Raw genomic sequence first — 17,431 nt, forward strand, 5'->3', positions numbered from 1 at the left:
TGGCCACGGCCAGCGGTTCGATGTCCTGATGCACATCCTCGGCGGCCACCACCAGGATCGCCCGGTCGGCGCCCATGGCCAGCGCGGTGCGCAGCGTTTCCTGCGCCTGCTTCACGCCGACGGAAACCGCCACGACCTCGGTTGCGACGCCCTTCTCCTTCAGACGGATCGCCTCTTCCACGGCAATCTCGTCGAACGGGTTCATCGACATCTTCACATTGGCAAGATCAACCCCGCTCCCATCCGCCTTCACGCGGACCTTCACGTTGTAGTCGATCACCCGTTTCACCGGGACGATAATCTTCATCTTCATGTTCTCTCTGGAAGGGTCCGGTCAGCCCCGCATCCGTTCGGAGCGCGGATCGTAGAGCGGTTTGAAGCTGGCTTCCGCGGCATGGCGGACACCGGCGATTTCGATGTCGTAGGACGAGGCCAGCATCTCGGCCATGGTTTCGCCCGGGGTGCGGCAGGGCACGTAGCCCATGCCGATCGCCCCGCCAAGCGCATGGCCATAGGCGCCCGAGGTGACGAAGCCCACGATCTCTCCGTCGCGCAGGACGGGTTCGTTGTGGAACAGCAGCGGCTCGGGATCGCTCAGGCGGAACTGTACCATGCGGCGCGACAGCCCGGCCTCGCGCTTGCGCAGCACGGCCTCCCGGCCGATGAAATCCCCCTTGTCGGTCTTCACCGCAAAGCCGAGGCCGGCTTCCAGCACATGATCCTCGTCGGTGATGTCATGGCCGAAGTGGCGGAAGGCCTTCTCGATCCGGCAGCTGTCCATGGCATGGAGCCCGCAGAGCTTCAGCCCCATGTCCGCCCCGGCCTCGACCAGGGTCTCGAAGACATGGGCGGCCTGGTCGCTGCTGACGCACAGCTCCCAGCCCAGCTCTCCGACGTAGGACACCCGATGCGCGCGGGCCAGGCCCATGCCGATCTCGACCTCGCGGGCGGTGCCGAAGGGATGCGCCGCATTGGAGAAATCGTCCGGCGACACCCGGGCCAGCAGGTCGCGCGACAGCGGGCCCATCAGCGGGAAGACCGCTTCGGAAGCGGTGATGTCGGTGATCACGACCAGCGCGTCGCCGACATGACGGCGCAGCCAGGCCAGGTCACGTTGCAGCGTGGCGCCCGGCACGACCAGGTAATAGGCGGTTTCCGACAGCCGGGTGACGGTCAGGTCGCATTCGATGCCGCCGCGCGCGTTCAGCATCTGGGTATAGACGATCCGGCCCGCCGGCACATCCATCTGGTTGGCGCAGACCTTTTGCAGGAAGGCCACCGCGTCCGGACCCTCGACGCGGATCTTGCCGAAGGAGGTCATGTCGAGCAGGCCGACGCCCTCGCGCAGGGCCATGTGCTCTCGCCTGGAGTTCTCGAACCAGTTCTGCCGTTTCCAGCTGTAGCCGTAGGCCTGCTCCTGCCCCGGATCGGCGAACCAGTTGGCGCGTTCCCAGCCGGCGGTTTCGCCGAAGACCGCACCGGCCTGTTCAAGCTGTGCATGGACCGGAGAGCGGCGCACGCCCCGCGCGGTGTCGGGCTGACGATAGGGGAAGTGGTCGGCATAGAGCAGGCCCAGGGTTTCCGTCACCCGCGCCTTCAGGTAGCGGCGGTTGCGCTGGAAGGGCTGGGCGCGGCGGATGTCGACCTCCCACAGGTCGAAGGGCGGCTCTGCGTCGGTCATCCACTGCGCCAGCGCCATGCCGGCGCCGCCCGACGAAATGATGCCGATGGAGTTGTAGCCGGCGGCGACCCAGTAGTTCTTCAGCTCGGGCGCCTCGCCCAGGTAGTAGCGGTCGTCGGGGGTAAAGCTCTCGGGGCCGTTGAAGAAGGTGTGGATGCCCGCCTCGGCCAGCATCGGCATCCGGTGGATCGCCTTCTCGAGGATTGGCTCGAAATGGTCGAAGTCATCGGGAAGCTGATCGAATTCAAAGCTTTCCGGGATGCCGTTCATGCCCCAGGGCTTGGCCTTGGGTTCAAACGCCCCCAGCAGGATCTTGCCCGCGTCTTCCTTGTAATAGGCGCATTCGTCCGGAACCCGCAGCACCGGCAGCTGCGACAGTTCGGGGATGGTCTCGGTCACGATGTAGAAGTGTTCGCAGGCGTGCAGCGGCAGGGTGACGCCATTCTGCCAGGCCAGGTCCCGGCCCCACATGCCGCCGCAGTTGACCACGTGATCGCAGTCGATATGACCCGGTGCGCCGTCCTGTTCATAATCGACGCCGGTGACACGGCCATCCTTCTGAAGGACCCTGGTCACCTTGACCTGCTCGGCGATGATCGCGCCGCGCTGGCGGGCGCCCTTGGCCAGGGCCAGGGCGATGTTGCCGGGATCGGCCTGGCCGTCATGGGGCAGATGCACGCCGGCGCGCACGCCTTCCAGGTTCAGATGCGGGTAGAGCGCGCCGACCTCTGCCGGAGACAGCTCGTTCACCTGGACGCCGAAGGCGCGGGCCTGGGCGGCCAGGCGCAGGATCTCCTCGCGGCGCTCATCGCTCAGCGCCACCGTCATGGAGCCGCACTGGCGGAAGCCCGTCGCCAGCCCGGTTTCGGCCTCCAGCCGGGTGTAGAGATCGGCGGAATATTTCGCCAGCCGGGTGCGGTTCTGGCTGGCCTGAAGCTGACCGATCAGCCCCGCCGCGTGCCAGGTGGTGCCCGAGGTCAGCTGCTTGCGCTCCAGCAGGACGATGTCGGTCCAGCCAAGCTGGGCCAGGTGATAGGCCACCGAGCAGCCGGAAATGCCGCCGCCAATGATGACGACGCGGGCTTTGGACGGGAGGGAGGGCATGACGGCTCCTGGCAATGGGGGGAGGACACCGGATCAGCCGGCGTGTCGTCATCTAGCCATGCGGATGTAAAATATGAAAGCATTTTTTTACATTGGTGGAGAAATTTTTACGATTGTTAAATTTCGTTGCCATTGCCGGCTATTCCCGTCACTTTCCCCAGGCCCCCGTCCCGGGCGAAAGGCAGCATGATGAACACTCAGGTCGGCGATGACATCCGGGCCCTGCGCAAGTCCCGGGGCATGACCCTGCAACAGCTGGCAGAGGCCGTCGGACGCTCGGCCGGCTGGCTGAGCCTGATCGAGCGCGGCAATGCCGATCCTGCCATCCGCGATCTGGAACAGATCGCCGCGCTGTTCGGCGTCAACATCTCATTCTTCTTCCGCTCTGCCAGCCGCGAGGCTGCTGAACGCGGGCTGATCCTGCGCGCGGCGGACCGGGTGCCGCTTGGCTCCAGCGACAGCGGGCTGGTCGAAGAGCTGCTCTCGCCGGTGCTGAGCGGCAGTTTCGAGATGATCAAGTCAACCTTCGCGCCGCAGTCGGACAGCGGCCCGCCGCGCCCGCCCCGCCCCAGGGAGGACGGCGGCCTGCTGCTGTCCGGACAGCTGACGCTGATCCTGGACGGCGAGGCCTTCGCGCTTTCGCCCGGTGACAGCTTCCAGTTCGCCGGCAAGCCTTACGGCTGGCGCAACGAGGGGGACACCCCCGCCGTGGTGATCTGGATCGTGTCGCCGCCCATCTACTAGCCGCATAATCTCAGGACATGGGCCCACAAGATTTTCCGCGCTTGGCGCGGCTCCGGTGGCGGCCCAGCATGGGGCAAATTCCCCAGCCAGCGGAAGATCATGTCCTCCTCCACGCCCCCCGATTACATCATCATCGGCGCCGGTTCCGCCGGCTGCGTCCTGGCCAACCGCCTGAGCGAGGATCCCGGGACCCGCGTGCTGCTGCTGGAGGCCGGGGGGCGCGACGGCGGGCTGATGATGACCATGCCGGCGGGCGTCTACCGGGTCTGGCACGATCCGCGCATCAACTGGAACTACCTCAGCACGCCGCAGCCGGGTCTTGGCAACCGCCAGATCGCGATCCCGCGCGGCAAGGTGCTGGGCGGGTCTTCCTCGATCAACTCGCTGGTCTACCTGCGCGGCCAGAAGGCCGATTACGATCACTGGGCGGCTTCTGGGCTGACCGGCTGGGGCTATGCCGACCTGCTGCCCTATTTCCGGCGCGCGGAACGTTCCGACCGGGGCGCCTCCGCCTATCGTGGCGACAGCGGGCCGCTGTCGGTCACCCGGGGCACGCTGCGATCGCCCATCTTCGACGCCTTCATCGACAGTGCCGAGGCTGCCGGCCATGCCCGCATCGACGATCTGAACGGCGCCGAGACCCTGGGCATCGGCCCGCTGGAGGCGACGCGGGCCAACGGGCGGCGTTGCTCGGCGGCGGTGGCCTACCTGCATCCGGTCCGCCATCGCCCCAACCTTCAGGTCATGACCCGGGCCCACGTCACCCGCCTGGTCATCCGCCGGGGCCGGGTGCGGGGCGTCGAGCTGCGGCGCAATGGCCGCACCGAGCTGATCGAGGCCGCGCGCGAGGTGATCCTGAGCGGCGGCGCGATCAATTCCCCGCAGCTTCTGTTGCTTTCGGGGATCGGCCCCGCCGCCCAGCTGGAGGCCCTGGGCCTGCCCGTCGTCATGGCGGCAGAGGAGGTTGGGCAGAACCTTCAGGATCACCTGAACATGAGCTTTTCCTGCCGGATCAGGGCGCCGGTCTCCCATGCCTGGATGGGCAGCGCTGCCGGCAAGGCACGGGTCGGCGCGCAGTGGCTGATGACCCGGGGCGGGCCTGCCGCCTCCAACATCTGGGAGGTCGGCGGCTTTGCCCGGGCCTTCCCCGAAACCGCGCTGCCGGCGGTGCATTACCACCTGGGTCCGATGAAGATCGACAAGCAGGGAGAGGTCTTCCGGCTGTCGCACGGCTTCACGCTGCACATGTCGCAGCTGCGCCAGCGCTCGCGCGGGGAACTGCGCCTGCGCAGCGCCGATCCCGCCGACGCCCCGCTGATCGACTTCCGCTTCCTCTCCGATCCCGGCGATCTGCACGAGATGCGCGAGGCGGTGAAGATGACCCGGGAGATCCTGTCGCAGGCCCCTCTGGCCCGGCTGGGCACCACCGAGGACCGGCCCGGCCCCGCCTGCCGCAGCAATGCCGAGATCGAGGCCTGGCTGCGCGAGACCCTGGACACCGAGTTCCACCCCAGTTGCACCTGCAGGATGGGCGCCGACGCGGGGTCGGTCGTCGATCCGCAGCTGCGCCTGCGCGGGATTGAAGGGCTGCGGGTCGTCGATGCCTCCGTGCTGCCGCATGTGGTGGGCGCGAACCTGAACGCCACGGTCATCATGCTGGCCGAGAAGGCCGCCGACATGATCCGGGGCCGCCCCGCCCCGCCCGCCGCCAAGGTGCCCGGCGCCAGTGCCGCCGAGATCGCAGAGGTGCAGGCGCTGGTGGGGTAGGCTCTCAGTGCTCGACCAGGGGCGGCGCCTGGTCTTCCAGGGCCGCGAATTCCGCCACCAGCCAGTCGATGACCGCGCGCACCGCCGGGCTTTGCCGCCCCGCCCCGCCCCGCGCCACCAGCGCGTAGCGATCCCGACCACGCAGTATGTGGCGGCTTGCCGGCACCAGCTCTCCGCTTTCCAGGGCGCTGCCGATGACGTGCCACCAGCCAAGCGCCACCGACTGGCCGCGGATCGCCGATTGCATCAGCAGGGCATAGTCGCCGAATTCCAGCCGCTGCGCCGCCGGCATGTCCGGCAAGTCCGTGCGGGAAAGGAACACGTCCCAGGGCACCCGCAGCTGGCCGCTCTGGCAGGCCAGCACATGGCCCGCGCCCCCCGGCGCATCCTCGATCCGGCCATTCTGCGCCAGATAGGCGGGGCTGCAGACCGGGATCACGCGTTCCTCGATATGGCAGCACAGGCTGTGGCCGGGCTCTTCCTCCCAGGCATGGCGGATCGCCAGGTCGGCATCGCCCAGCGGCCCCCCCGGTTCGCCGTGGATCAGCGCGTAGCGCAACGAGACCTCGGGCAGATCCTCCGTCAGGCGGCTGAAGCGCGGCATCAGCCAGTGCAGCGCGAAGGCCGAGGTCACCGACAGGGTGACGCTGCGCGATTCGCTCATCCGGGCGGCCAGCTCGTCCAGAACCAGTTCGATCTGGCCGAAACCGCCCTGAATGGCAGCAGTCAGCAGCTTGCCTTCCTCGGTCAGGCTCAGCCCGGTCGGCTGACGGTCGAACAGCCTGTAGCCCAGATGCCGCTCCAGCGCGCCGATGGCCCGGCTGATCGCGGGCTGCGTGACGTTGAACTCCCGGGCCGCAGCCGTGAAGCTTTGCAGGCGTGCGGCGGCTTCGAACATGAACAGCGCCCCCGTCGAGGGCACCTTGCTGCGCAGGGCCATGATCTCCTCCGGTCCGTGACCTCATAATCTCATGTCATGAGCCTGTTACTATTTCAACTTTTGAGCATGGAAATCACATAACTACGCTTCAGCAAGGCACCGCTGCCCATTTTCGCCTCGCGGAGTTTCCCTTGCGCCAGCTGCACCCCCACCTGTTTTCCGAAATCGACATTGGCCCGATGCGGGTCCGCAACCGCATCCTTTCCACCGGGCACCAGACCTACCTGTCGCGCGGCGGGCGCCCGAGCGAACACATGGTGGCCTATCACGAGGCCCGCGCCCGGGGCGGCGCCGGGCTGATCATCACCGAATCCGCACGTTTCCACGAAAGCTCGCTTTCGGATGCGCCGGACCTGACCATCCACGAGGACAGCGCCATCGCCCCCTTCGCCGCGCTGGCGGAGGCGGTGCATCGCCATGGCGCCCGGATCATCGGCCAGCTGTCCCATGCCGGGCGGGTCACCCGGCGCATGGGCGACGGGATGCGCGGCATCGTCTACGCCCCCTCGCCCGTGGCCGAGCACCGCAACCATGTCGTGCCCCGCGAGATGCCCGCCGGGATGGTCGAGGAGGTGATCGCCGCCGCCGCCGAGGGCGCGCGCCGCTATCGCGATGCCGGCTATGACGGGGTCGAGCTGATGGCCAGCCATGGCCTACTGTTCGCGCAGTTCCTGAACCCGCGCGTGAACCGCCGCAGCGACCGTTTCGGCGGAGCGCTGGAAAACCGGATGCGCCCGCTGGCCGACAGCCTTGCCGCGATCCGCCGCAGCGTCGGCCCGGGCATGGCGCTTGGCCTGCGGATCTCGGCCGAGGAGCTGGAGCTTGACGGGCTGGAACGCCCCGAGGTGATCGAGATCTGCCACCGCCTGGCCGGGGCGGGGCTGGTCGATTACATCAACGTCACCATCGGCTCCATGGCGGGGCTGGGCAGCTCTGTCCATGTCGTGCCGCCGATGGAACTTTCGCCCGCCTATGTCGCCACCGGCGCCGCCGCGATCCGCGCCGCGCTCGACATTCCCGTGCTGGTCGCGGGCCGGATCAACGACAGCGGCGTGGCCGAGCGGGTGCTGGCCGCGGGCCAGGCCGACATGGTGGCCATGACCCGCGCGCTGATCACCGACCCGGACCTGCCGAACAAGGTGCTGACGGGCCGCATGGACGAGGTGCGCGCCTGCATCGGCTGCAACCAGGCCTGCATCGGGCATTTCCATTCCGGTCACGCGATCTCCTGCATCCAGAGCCCCCGCACGGGCCGGGAGCTGCGCCTGCCCGGCCCCGAAACCGCCAGGCATCCCCTGAAGGTCATGGTGGTGGGGGGCGGCCCGGCCGGGCTGCGCGCCGCCATCACCGCCGCTGAGGATGGCCACGACGTCACCCTGCACGAGGCCGCCCCGGCCCCCGGCGGCCAGGCGCGGCTGGCGCAGATGCTGCCGGGCCGGGCGGAATTCGGCGGGCTGATCACCAACCTGCTGGGCGAGGCCGGGCGCCTCGGGATCACCCTGAAGACCGGCAGCCGCGTCGATGCCGCGATGATCACCGCCGAGGCCCCCGATTTTGTCGTGCTGGCCACCGGCTCGACCATGCTGCCGCCCGAGATCGAGGGCGAGGGCACCGTGCTGCCCTTCGAAGAGGTGCTGACGGGGCGTGCGCGCACCGGGGCGCGGGTGCTGGTCTGCGACTGGCGCTGCGACTGGGTGGGGATCGGCATGGCGATGCGGCTGGCCGCCGAGGGCTGCCATGTCCGGCTGGCCGTCAACGGCGCCACCGCCGGCCAGACCATCCCGCAATATGTCCGCGACCACTGGATCGGGCGCCTGCACGAGGCCGGGATCGAGGTCATTCCCTATGCACGCCTCTTCGGCGTGGAGGACGGCACCGCCTACCTGGCCCATGCCGCAAGCGACCAGCCGATCCTGTGCGAGGAGGTCGACAGCGTCGTGCTGATCAACGGCCGCGCATCGGACACTGCGCTGGCCGACGAGGTGGCCCGCCTCGGGCTGCCCTGCGTCTGCGTCGGAGACTGCAACACCGCGCGCACCGCCGAAGAGGCGATCTTCGAAGGGCTGGCGATGACCCGCCGCGCCCTGCGCAAGGTGACCCCCCCCTGCCCGGCCGAGGCCTCCTGAGGCACCGGCCCGCAGACCCAGACGACCAAGACGACAAGAACCCAGAAAAACCAAGCAACAGGGAAACCAAGATGAAAAAGACGTTTGCTTCCAGCCTTCTCGTGTTCGCCGCCCTGGCCGCCCCGGCCCTGGCCTAGGACGAGATCACCTTTGCCTCCTGGGGCGGCTCCTACCAGGAGGCGCAGCGCAAGGCCTATCTCGATCCGATCGAGAAGGAGACGGGCATCAAGATCCGCGAGGAAACCCTGGGCGGCCTGACGGAAGTGCGCGCGCAGGTGTTTTCGGGCGCCGTGACCTGGGACCTGGTGGACCTTGGCGCCACCGAATGCGCCCAGGGCCAGAAGGAGGGCCTGCTGGAGCCCCTCGACTACAACATCGTCAACGTCGACGGCTTCGCCAAGGATGCCTATGACAAGGACTGGGCGGCGATCATCTATTATTCGACCATCATCGCCTACAATCCCGAAGTGAAGAACCCGCCGAAGAACTGGACCGACTTCTTCGACGTCAAGGACTTCCCCGGCCGCCGTGCCCTGTACGGCCGCCCCCAGACCATGATCGAGGGCGCGCTGCTGGCCGACGGCGTGGCCCCGGACAAGCTTTACCCGCTGGACCTGGACCGAGCCTTCGCCAAGCTGAAACAAATCAAGCCCTCGATCGACGTCTGGTGGACCTCGGGCGCGCAATCCGTGCAGCTGCTGGCCGACGGCGAAGTCGACATGCTGGCGATGTGGAACGGCCGTGTCGACGCGCTGCGCGATGAGGGCATCCCCGTCGATGTCACCTGGAAGCAGGGCACGCTGTCGATGGACTGCCTGGCGATCCCGAAGGGCTCCAAGCACAAGGACGCGGCGATGAAGGTGCTGGCCAGGATGATCTCGCCCGAGCTTCAGGCCAACATGCCCAGCTACATCAACTACGGTCCGACGACCTCGCTGGCCTTCGAAACCGGCAAGATCACCGACGCGCAGAAGAAGATCAGCCCCTCCTCGCCCGAGCACGCCAAGGACCAGGCCGTCGTCAAGGCCGCCTACTGGGCCGAACACGGCGCCGAGATCCAGGAACGCTGGGACGCCTTCATGACCGAATGATCCCCGCCGCTTCCCGGGGGGGATCCCCCGGGAAGTCCCCCTGCCTCAACAGACGGAGACCGGCATGACCACCGCGGCCAACCTCGACATCATCGGTGTCGCCAAGAGCTATGGCACCTTCACCGCCCTCGACAATGTCAGTCTGGCCATCCAGCCGGGCGAATTCCTCACCCTCCTGGGCCCGTCGGGTTCGGGCAAGACCACCCTTCTGATGAGCCTCGCCGGCTTCGTGCGCCCGACCCGGGGCCACATCGTCTCGCGCGGGAAGGACCTGGCCCAGGTGCCCCCGCACAAGCGCAATTTCGGCATGGTGTTCCAGAGCTACTCGCTCTTTCCCCACATGAACGTGGCCGAGAACGTCGCCTACCCGCTGAAGCTGCGCAAGGTTTCGAAATCCGAGATCACCGAACGCGTCACCCGTGCGCTCGAGCTCGTGCAGCTCGCGCATCTGGCCGATCGTCCCATCGCCAAGCTCTCGGGCGGGCAGAAGCAGCGGATCGCGCTGGCGCGCGCCGTGGTCTTCAGCCCCGACGTGCTGCTGATGGACGAACCGCTTTCGGCGCTGGACAAGAACCTGCGCGAGGCCATGCAGTTCGAGATCCGCAACCTGCACGACAAGCTGGGCATCACCACGGTTTACGTTACCCATGACCAGCGCGAGGCGCTGACCATGTCGGACCGGATCGCGGTGCTGAAATCGGGCCGCATCGCCCAGATCGGCGCCCCGCGCGAGATCTACGATTATCCCACCGACAGCTTCGTGGCCGAATTCCTGGGCGAATCCACCCTGCTGCCGGTCGAATCTCGCGGCAGCCAGTACCATTTCGCCGGCACGCCCCTGCGCGTCGAGGCCGGCAGCCCCGATGCCCGCTTCCTGATGGTGCGTCCCGAAAGCTCGATTTCTGGGATCCCGCCTTCGGCGACAGCCACAACCGTTTCGATGGCAAGATCGAACGCAAGGTCTTCCAGGGCGACACGTTGCAGATCCAGGTGGTGCTGGACGGCGGCCAGACCCTGCTGATGCGCCGCTCGGCCCGCCGCGATGTGCTGGACCGGCTCGAGGCCAATGACGGCCGCGTCAGCCTGGCCCTGCACCGCGCGGACACCATCCTGGTCCCGGAGCACGCGGCATGAGCGCGGGCACCAACGACGGCCTGGGCTATGCCGGACCCGGCACCGACAACACCCGTGCCCAGGCTCGGATCGAGCGCCGCGACAGCTTCGTCAGCATGGCGCTGTCCTTCCCGGCCCTGCTGCTGGTGGTGGTGCTGATCTTCGGGCCCGTGGGCTGGCTGCTGGGCCTGTCCTTCGTCGATGACGGGCATTTCTCGCTTGCCAACTACCAGCGGATGCTGGCCCCCGCCTATGTCAGCATCTTCACCCAGACCTTCCAGATCAGCATCATGGTCACGGTCCTGGCGGTCGTGCTGGCCTATCCTCTGGCCTACCTGATGAGCCAGTGCTCGCGCACCGTGGCGGCGCTGCTGATGATCGGTGTCATGCTGCCCTTCTGGACCTCGCTTCTGGTGCGCACCTACGCCTGGATGGTGGTCCTGCAGCGGCGCGGCATCATCAACGAGGTGCTGCAATGGCTGCACATCACCGATGCCCCGCTGCGGCTGGTCAACAACATGACCGGCACCACCATCGGGATGCTGCATGTCATGCTGCCCTTCATGATCCTGCCGCTGCTCTCAAGCCTGCGCCAGATCGACCTGACCTACATGAACGCGGCCTCGAACATGGGGGCCTCGCCGCTGCGCGCCTTCTGGACGGTCTATTTCCCGCTGTCGCTGCCCGGTGTCTTCGCCGGCGCGATCCTGGTCTTCGTGATGTGCCTGGGCTTCTACGTCACCCCGCAGCTTCTGGGCGGCGGCAAGGTGATCATGATGTCGATCAAGATCCAGCAGAACGCGGCCCTCTATTTCAACTGGGGCGCGGCCTCGGCCCTTGGGGTGGTGCTTCTGGTGATCACCCTGGGACTTTTCGTGATCCTCGGGCGTTTCGCCCGGGTCGAAAGCATGTTCGGAGGCAAGTGATGCTCAACAGACCTGCAACCGACACCCAGATCACCCATCTGCAAAGGCTCTGGCTTTACGTGCTGGGCCTGCTGGTGGTGGCCTTCCTGGTCCTTCCGGTGCTGATCGTGGTGCCGATGTCCTTCAACGACAGCCGCTTCATGAGCTTCCCGCCCAAGGCGTTCTCGCTGCGCTGGTACCAGAACTTCGTCACCTCCCCCGAATGGCTTGAGGCGATCTGGGTCTCGATCCGGGCCGCCGTGCTGACCATGCTGATCGCCACGCCCTTCGGGGTGGCCACCGCCTACGGCCTGTCGAAATCGGGCTCGCGCTGGAGCGGGATCATCATGATGGCGGTGATCAGCCCGCTGATCGTGCCGGTGATCCTGGTGGCCATCGGCCTGTTCTACCTCTACGCACGGCTGGGCATGGTCAATTCCATGGTCGGGATCGTGCTGGCCCATGTGGTGCTGGCGACGCCCTTCGTGATCATCACCGTCTCCTCGGCGCTCAGCCATGTCGATGCCGGGCTGGAACGGGCGGCACGCAACCTGGGCGCCGGGCCGCTGCGCGCCTTCGTCAACGTCACCCTGCCGCAGATCCGCACCGGCGTGATGTCGGGGGCGCTCTTTGCCTTCGTCACCTCGCTGGACGAGGTCGTGATCTCTTCCTTCATCTCGGGCGGAGAGAACACCACCCTGACGAAGAAGATGTTCTCGGGGCTGCGCGATCAGGTCGATCCGACCATCGCGGCGGTCTCCTCGATCCTGATCGTGCTGTCGATCGTGATCCTGCTGGGGGTGACGCTCTACGACCGGCGCCGGGGCGCCGGCACCTGACGACGACACCGCCTGACAATGACAGTGGCGCGCGGCCCGACCGGTCGCGCGCCATTCACATCCGCGTGCCTCCTCCGCCGTCCCGGATCCGCCCGCCCCCGGGGCAGTGGCGCATCCGGCGCCAAAGCGCCCCATGATCAAGGACATGACCCGACGGAGATCTGCGCGCGGGTGCACAGCCAACCCTTCGGAAATGTTGTTTGTTCAATTTTGTGAAAAACAGAAACCGATGATCGGTGTCTAATCACCACCCGGTCACGGGGCTACACGGGGTGTTGAAAGACGCAGCCGTCAGCGTCCCGCCGGAACATTCACGAAAGACGCCCGACATGCACCGCGCAGTCCGCTCCCTGCCCGCCCTGATCGTCGCCTTCCCTGCCAGCGCGCTGCGCCATGCCGCCCGGCAGGGGCGCGACCTTGCCGCCGACGCGTCCTTCGTCGTGACCCGTTTCCCCCGCGCCGACCTGCCGCTGCCGATGGCTTCCGGCACCTAGGCCCGGCGCCCCGCGCGTCCGGCCCGGATCATCAGACAGTTCAGATCCTTGCGTCATCCGACGCATCCGGCGGCGGCCCGTGACGGGGGCGCCGCTCCTCCCCTCATGTCGTTTGAAACGGGTCCTGCGGTCATCGGCCAGGGTCCCGCCGGAACCATCTTCAGGAGATATCCCATGACCAAGTTCAGCCGATCCGGCCCCATCGCCGCCGCCGCGCTCTGCGCGCTTACCGCCGGAGCCGCCTCGGCCCAGGACTTTACCAGCGCCAACGGCGACACCGTGCATTTCTACGGCCAGCTGAACCTTGGCTACCTGGGCTTCGACGATGGCCAGGACACCGACAACGCCTTTGGCAACGTCGGCAACTCCACCTCGCGGCTGGGCTTCACGCTGGATCATGATGCCGATATCGGCGCCGTGCGCTTCCGCTTCGAGACCGGGCTGGGTCTGGGCTCCACCGGCAGCTTCTCGCAGTCGGGCGACGACCCCGAGGTCATCGACTGGAACCGCCGCCAGCTGCGCAAGCTGGAAGTCGTCCTGACCAACGACTACGGCGTGTTCTCGGTCGGCCAGGGCTCCATGGCGACCGATGGCGCGGGCGGTCTTGATGACAGCGGCACCACGCTGGCCGGCACCAAGAGCTTCGGCGATGTCGCGGGCTCCTACCTGTTCCGCAATGCCGATGGCACCCTCTCGAGCCTGAGCGTCAGCGACGTGTTCCACAACACGGACGGCAGCCGCCGGATGCGGGTGCGCTACGACACCCCCGAATACTACGGCTTCACCGTCGGCGCCGCCTATGGCCGCGAGGTCCTGGCCGAGGACAACGACAACGATTACTACGACGCGGCGGTCAACTGGGCCGGCGATGTCGGCGACTTCAAGATCAAGGCCTCTGTCGGCGCCAACTGGGTGGACCAGGCCGATGACGCCGGCACCGAGAAGACCGGCGTGGCCTCGGCGACCATCATGCATGCCAGCGGCGTCAACCTGACCCTGGCCGGGGGCGGCGACTTCAACTCCAGCGGCGACTGGGAATATGCGAAGCTGGGCTACACCACCGCCTCCTGGACCCAGGTCGGAGAGACTTCGGTGGCCGTGGAATACCTGGAAACCGACGATTACGGCGTCGAGGGCGCCCGCGGCGAGGCCTGGGGCCTGCTGCTGACCCAGAAGATCAAGCCTCTGAACGCCGAAGCCTATGTCGGCTACCGCCATTACGACGTCTCCGCGCCGGGCGCCTCCTTCCAGGACGCGCAATCGCTGCTGATCGGGTCGCGCTGGTCGTTCTGATCCCGCCACATGCGCGTCCCGGACGTCTGCCTGTAACCGGCGACGCGCAGCTCGGGGGACGGATCTGAACCCGTCCCCCTTCGCCGCCCCGCAGTGGCGGCGCGCCCGGTCCTCTCCCCAGGGCCGGGCGGCCCTGTTTCGGGCCTAAGAATGCGAAACGCGCCCCCTTTCGGGGACGCGTTCCCTGTCCGGATCGATCGGGGGCGGCCAGGCCGCCCCGGCGCGATCAGTACTCGACGACGGCGCGGATGGACTTGCCGGCGTGCATCAGTTCGAAGCCCTCGTTGATCTCCTCAAGCTTCAGCTTGTGGGTGATCATCGGGTCGATCTCGATCTTGCCGTCCATGTACCAGTCGACGAACTTCGGCACGTCGGTCCGGCCCTTGGCGCCGCCGAAGGCCGTGCCCTTCCAGACCCGCCCGGTGACCAGCTGGAACGGACGGGTGGAAATCTCGGCCCCGGCAGGTGCCACGCCGATGATCACCGACACGCCCCAGCCCCGGTGCGAGCATTCCAGCGCGTCGCGCATCACCTTGACGTTGCCGGTGGCGTCAAAGCTGTAGTCCACGCCGCCGATCTGGTCGATGCCGCGCTTGGTCAGATCGACGATCGCCTGGACGGTGCTGTCGACCTTGGAGGGGTTGACGAAATGGGTCATGCCGAACTTCTTCGCCATCTCGGCCTTGTCGTCGTTCAGATCGACACCGATGATCATGTCGGCGCCTGCCATGCGCAGGCCCTGGATCACGTTCAGGCCGATGCCGCCCAGGCCGAAGACCGCCGCGGTTGAGCCGATCTCGACGCCGGCGGTGTTGATCACCGCACCGATGCCGGTGGTGACGCCGCAGCCGATGTAGCAGATCTTGTCGAAGGGCGCGTCCACGCGCACTTTCGCCAGGGCGATCTCGGGCATCACGGTGTGGTTGGCGAAGGTCGAGCAGCCCATGTAGTGGTAGATCGGCGTGCCATCCAGCATGTGGAAGCGGGTGGTGCCATCGGGCATCAGGCCTTGACCTTGGGTGCCGCGGATCGCGGTGCACAGGTTGGTCTTGCCCGACAGGCAGGAGGCGCATTCGCGGCACTCGGGCGTGTAGAGCGGGATCACGTGGTCGCCGGGCTTCAGCGTGGTGACGCCCTCGCCCACTTCCAGCACGACGCCGGCGCCTTCATGGCCCAGGATGCAGGGGAAGATCCCCTCCGGGTCGGCACCGGAACGAGTGAATTCGTCGGTGTGGCACAGGCCGGTGGCCTTCACCTCGATCAGGACTTCGCCGGCTTTCGGCCCGTCCAGTTCGACTTCCATGATCTCGAGGGGTTTGCCGGCCTCGAGGGCGACGGCGGCGCGGGTTCTCATGGTGTTTCCTTCCGGAGTGTTCGGGGGACGTCGGGCCGCCCCGCCCGGAAGGGCCGACGATCCTGGATCCCGGGGAATCTGGGAAAACCGGGGCGCCCTGCGGCGGCTCCGGCTTTCGTCGGAACCATAAATCCTATACCCGGGGCTTCGGCGCAATCGGGATGACCGGCCTTTTCCGGACAAGTTGCCCCCAGATCGCGCACCCATGGTCCAAGCAGAGCCCGCATGTCCGACACCCAGAGCCGTCCCGTCCTGCCCGATACCCCGACATCCGGCCTTCGCACGGTGCAGATCGTGATCTACCCCGGCTTCAAGTGCCTCGAGGCCGTGGGGCCGGTGAATGTCTTCACCGCGGCCAACCGCGCCCTGGCTGCCGCCGACCACCCGGCGCGCTATGCGGTCGAGCTGGTGGCCCCGACCCCGGGCCCGGTGCCCTCGGAAAGCTTCCTGACCCTGACGGCGGAACGGGCGCTGGAGGATTGCCGCCCCGAGGACACGGTGATGATCGCCGGCGCGCTGGAGATCGAGGCGGCGCTGGCGGCCAATCCCCGGATCGTCGACTGGTGCCGCCGCCATGGCGGGCGGGCCGCGCGCTTTGCCTCGCTGTGCACCGGCACCTTCTTCCTGGCGGAGGCCGGTCTTCTGGACGGCTGCCGCGCCACCACCCACTGGAGCGTGGCCGAGCGCCTGCGCACCACCTATCCCGACATCCGCGTGGAAGCCGACGCGATCTTCCTGCGGGCCGGAAACCTTTACACCTCGGCCGGGGTCACCGCCGCCATCGACCTGGCCCTGGCCTTCGTCGAACAGGACTTTGGCCGCGACCTGGCGTTGTCGGTGGCGCGCGACATGGTGATCTACCTGAAACGCCCGGGCGGCCAGTCGCAGTTCAGTGCCGCCTTGACCGGACAGGCCCAGGCCCGCGCCGGCATGGCCGATATCCGAACCTGGATCCAGGCCAACCTCGACAGCAAGCTGCAGACCGGCGACCTGGCCCGGCGCGCCGGGATGAGCGAACGCAACTTCGTGCGCCAGTTCACCCGCGATGTCGGACAGAACCCGTCGGATTTCGTGATGAATGCGCGCTGCGAACGCGCCACCACCCTGCTGCTGGAGACGTCCCTGCCGGTCAAGACCATTGCCCACCGGGTCGGCTTTTCCTCCGACGACCAGATGCGCAAGGTGTTCAACCGCAAGTTCTCTCTGACCCCGCGCGGCTACCGCGAGCGGTTCTCGACCTCGGCCTAGGGTCCTGCCGCACCCTTGGGGCGCGGCAGGGAAGCGCGGCAGGTCAGGCCAGGTTCGCCTCGGCGAACTCGTAATTGGCCAGGTTGTCGAGGAAGTTGCTCACGTAGTCGGGGCGGCGGTTGCGGAAGTCGACGTAGTAGCTGTGTTCCCAGACATCCAGGCCCAGCAGCGCCGTGCCTTCGCCGGTGGCCAGCGGATTGACCCCGTTGGCCGTCTTGGTCACCGCCAGGGTGCCGTCGGCCTTCTGGATCAGCCAGGCCCAGCCCGAGCCGAACTGAGTGGTCGCGGCGGTCTTGAAGGCGGCCTTGAAGGCCTCGACCGAGCCGAACCCCTCGACCAGCTTGGCTTCCAGCGCGCCGGGGATGCCGCCGCCGTTCGGCGACAGCGCATTCCAGAAGTGGATGTGGTTCCAGTGCTGGCCCGCCTGGTTGAACACGCCGGCCAGGGCCGCGTCGCCATGGCTCAGCGCGATGATCTGCTCCAGGGTCTTGCCCTGCAGGTCGGCATTGCCCTCCACGAAGCCGTTCAGCGCCGTGACATAGGCCAGGTGGTGCTTGTCGTGGTGCAGCTCGAGCGTCTCCTGGCTCATGCCGCGTTCGGCAAGGGCGGAATGGGAATAGCTCAGGTTGGGAAGTTCGAAGGTCATCTCGGCTCTCCTTGCGGCCGGCGCTTGCGCGGCGCGGCCCGCATCGTTATTAAACAAAGCACGGACTTTGAAAAATATCGGAGCCA

The 17,431-nt window shown here is 67.3% G+C and carries 16 protein-coding genes; 11 read left to right on the forward strand and 5 right to left on the reverse strand.

Annotation, left to right across the window (positions count from 1 at the left end; genetic code table 11):
* On the reverse strand, nucleotides 1–307 hold a 307-nt coding region (locus KM176_RS15315), incomplete at its 3' end, for an electron transfer flavoprotein subunit beta/FixA family protein (RefSeq protein WP_408004260.1).
* Nucleotides 308–334: 27 nt separating this feature from the next.
* Nucleotides 335–2,785 carry a GcvT family protein gene (locus KM176_RS15320; RefSeq protein WP_160895013.1) on the reverse strand — a complete coding sequence of 817 codons (2,451 nt, stop codon included), beginning with the start codon at nucleotides 2,783–2,785 and terminating at the stop codon, nucleotides 335–337.
* 186 nt (nucleotides 2,786–2,971) lie between these two features.
* Between KM176_RS15320 and KM176_RS15325 the strand changes: the two genes are divergently transcribed.
* Together KM176_RS15325 and KM176_RS15330 are read left to right on the forward strand one after the other, a co-directional pair.
* Nucleotides 2,972–3,529 carry a helix-turn-helix domain-containing protein gene (locus KM176_RS15325; RefSeq protein ID WP_311136168.1) on the forward strand — a complete coding sequence of 186 codons (558 nt, stop codon included), beginning with the start codon at nucleotides 2,972–2,974 and terminating at the stop codon, nucleotides 3,527–3,529.
* Nucleotides 3,530–3,628: 99 nt separating this feature from the next.
* Nucleotides 3,629–5,296, forward strand: a complete 1,668-nt coding sequence (locus tag KM176_RS15330) for a GMC family oxidoreductase (RefSeq protein ID WP_160895012.1) — start codon at nucleotides 3,629–3,631, stop codon at nucleotides 5,294–5,296.
* 4 nt (nucleotides 5,297–5,300) lie between these two features.
* Here the strand turns inward: KM176_RS15330 and KM176_RS15335 are convergent, their stop codons facing one another.
* Nucleotides 5,301–6,236, reverse strand: a complete 936-nt coding sequence (locus KM176_RS15335; protein WP_160895011.1) for a LysR family transcriptional regulator — start codon at nucleotides 6,234–6,236, stop codon at nucleotides 5,301–5,303.
* Nucleotides 6,237–6,367: 131 nt separating this feature from the next.
* Here KM176_RS15335 and KM176_RS15340 point away from each other — a divergent pair, with 131 nt between their 5' ends.
* The 8 genes from KM176_RS15340 (at nucleotide 6,368) to KM176_RS15375 (ending at nucleotide 14,097) form a co-directional block, all read left to right on the forward strand.
* Nucleotides 6,368–8,362, forward strand: coding sequence for an oxidoreductase (locus KM176_RS15340; RefSeq protein WP_160895010.1), 1,995 nt, complete (start codon nucleotides 6,368–6,370; stop codon nucleotides 8,360–8,362).
* Between the two features lie 143 nt (nucleotides 8,363–8,505).
* The gene (locus KM176_RS15345) at nucleotides 8,506–9,453 is read left to right on the forward strand and encodes an ABC transporter substrate-binding protein (protein WP_215558799.1); all 948 of its coding nucleotides are present in this window, start codon (nucleotides 8,506–8,508) and stop codon (nucleotides 9,451–9,453) included.
* Nucleotides 9,454–9,517: 64 nt separating this feature from the next.
* Nucleotides 9,518–10,474 carry an ABC transporter ATP-binding protein gene (locus KM176_RS15350; RefSeq protein WP_160895009.1) on the forward strand — a complete coding sequence of 319 codons (957 nt, stop codon included), beginning with the start codon at nucleotides 9,518–9,520 and terminating at the stop codon, nucleotides 10,472–10,474.
* On the forward strand, nucleotides 10,432–10,587 hold the full coding sequence (locus KM176_RS15355) for a hypothetical protein (RefSeq protein ID WP_160895008.1): 156 nt from the start codon (nucleotides 10,432–10,434) through the stop codon (nucleotides 10,585–10,587). The genes KM176_RS15350 and KM176_RS15355 overlap by 43 nt, the downstream gene beginning before the upstream one ends.
* Nucleotides 10,584–11,492, forward strand: a complete 909-nt coding sequence (locus KM176_RS15360; protein ID WP_160895007.1) for an ABC transporter permease — start codon at nucleotides 10,584–10,586, stop codon at nucleotides 11,490–11,492. The genes KM176_RS15355 and KM176_RS15360 overlap by 4 nt, the downstream gene beginning before the upstream one ends.
* Nucleotides 11,492–12,310, forward strand: coding sequence for an ABC transporter permease (locus KM176_RS15365; protein ID WP_160895006.1), 819 nt, complete (start codon nucleotides 11,492–11,494; stop codon nucleotides 12,308–12,310). The genes KM176_RS15360 and KM176_RS15365 overlap by 1 nt, the downstream gene beginning before the upstream one ends.
* 329 nt (nucleotides 12,311–12,639) lie before the next feature.
* Nucleotides 12,640–12,804, forward strand: a complete 165-nt coding sequence (locus KM176_RS15370; protein ID WP_160895005.1) for a hypothetical protein — start codon at nucleotides 12,640–12,642, stop codon at nucleotides 12,802–12,804.
* A 174-nt stretch (nucleotides 12,805–12,978) separates the two neighbouring features.
* A complete protein-coding gene (locus KM176_RS15375) occupies nucleotides 12,979–14,097 on the forward strand; it encodes a porin (RefSeq protein ID WP_160895004.1) in 1,119 nt (372 codons plus the stop codon).
* A 226-nt stretch (nucleotides 14,098–14,323) separates the two neighbouring features.
* On the opposite strand, the gene KM176_RS15380 is transcribed toward KM176_RS15375, so the two are convergent.
* Nucleotides 14,324–15,451: an S-(hydroxymethyl)glutathione dehydrogenase/class III alcohol dehydrogenase gene (locus KM176_RS15380; RefSeq protein ID WP_160895003.1), complete on the reverse strand. Its 1,128-nt coding sequence runs from the start codon at nucleotides 15,449–15,451 to the stop codon at nucleotides 14,324–14,326.
* Nucleotides 15,452–15,676: 225 nt separating this feature from the next.
* Between KM176_RS15380 and KM176_RS15385 the strand changes: the two genes are divergently transcribed.
* A complete protein-coding gene (locus KM176_RS15385; RefSeq protein WP_160895002.1) occupies nucleotides 15,677–16,699 on the forward strand; it encodes a GlxA family transcriptional regulator in 1,023 nt (340 codons plus the stop codon).
* Nucleotides 16,700–16,742: 43 nt separating this feature from the next.
* Here the strand turns inward: KM176_RS15385 and KM176_RS15390 are convergent, their stop codons facing one another.
* On the reverse strand, nucleotides 16,743–17,345 hold the full coding sequence (locus KM176_RS15390) for a superoxide dismutase (RefSeq protein WP_160895001.1): 603 nt from the start codon (nucleotides 17,343–17,345) through the stop codon (nucleotides 16,743–16,745).
* Between the last annotated feature and the right edge of the window lie 86 nt (nucleotides 17,346–17,431).

This window comes from Pseudooceanicola endophyticus, from assembly GCF_018760365.1.
GTDB lineage: Bacteria > Pseudomonadota > Alphaproteobacteria > Rhodobacterales > Rhodobacteraceae > Pseudooceanicola > Pseudooceanicola endophyticus.

Coding starts and splice junctions, on each gene's coding strand:
- KM176_RS15320 (WP_160895013.1), bottom strand. CDS start 2,785: ATGCCCTCCCTCCCGTCCAAAGCCCGCGTCGTCATCATTGGCGGCGGC.
- KM176_RS15325 (WP_311136168.1), top strand. CDS start 2,972: ATGATGAACACTCAGGTCGGCGATGACATCCGGGCCCTGCGCAAGTCC.
- KM176_RS15330 (WP_160895012.1), top strand. CDS start 3,629: ATGTCCTCCTCCACGCCCCCCGATTACATCATCATCGGCGCCGGTTCC.
- KM176_RS15335 (WP_160895011.1), bottom strand. CDS start 6,236: ATGGCCCTGCGCAGCAAGGTGCCCTCGACGGGGGCGCTGTTCATGTTC.
- KM176_RS15350 (WP_160895009.1), top strand. CDS start 9,518: ATGACCACCGCGGCCAACCTCGACATCATCGGTGTCGCCAAGAGCTAT.
- KM176_RS15360 (WP_160895007.1), top strand. CDS start 10,584: ATGAGCGCGGGCACCAACGACGGCCTGGGCTATGCCGGACCCGGCACC.
- KM176_RS15365 (WP_160895006.1), top strand. CDS start 11,492: ATGCTCAACAGACCTGCAACCGACACCCAGATCACCCATCTGCAAAGG.
- KM176_RS15370 (WP_160895005.1), top strand. CDS start 12,640: ATGCACCGCGCAGTCCGCTCCCTGCCCGCCCTGATCGTCGCCTTCCCT.
- KM176_RS15375 (WP_160895004.1), top strand. CDS start 12,979: ATGACCAAGTTCAGCCGATCCGGCCCCATCGCCGCCGCCGCGCTCTGC.
- KM176_RS15380 (WP_160895003.1), bottom strand. CDS start 15,451: ATGAGAACCCGCGCCGCCGTCGCCCTCGAGGCCGGCAAACCCCTCGAG.
- KM176_RS15385 (WP_160895002.1), top strand. CDS start 15,677: ATGTCCGACACCCAGAGCCGTCCCGTCCTGCCCGATACCCCGACATCC.
- KM176_RS15390 (WP_160895001.1), bottom strand. CDS start 17,345: ATGACCTTCGAACTTCCCAACCTGAGCTATTCCCATTCCGCCCTTGCC.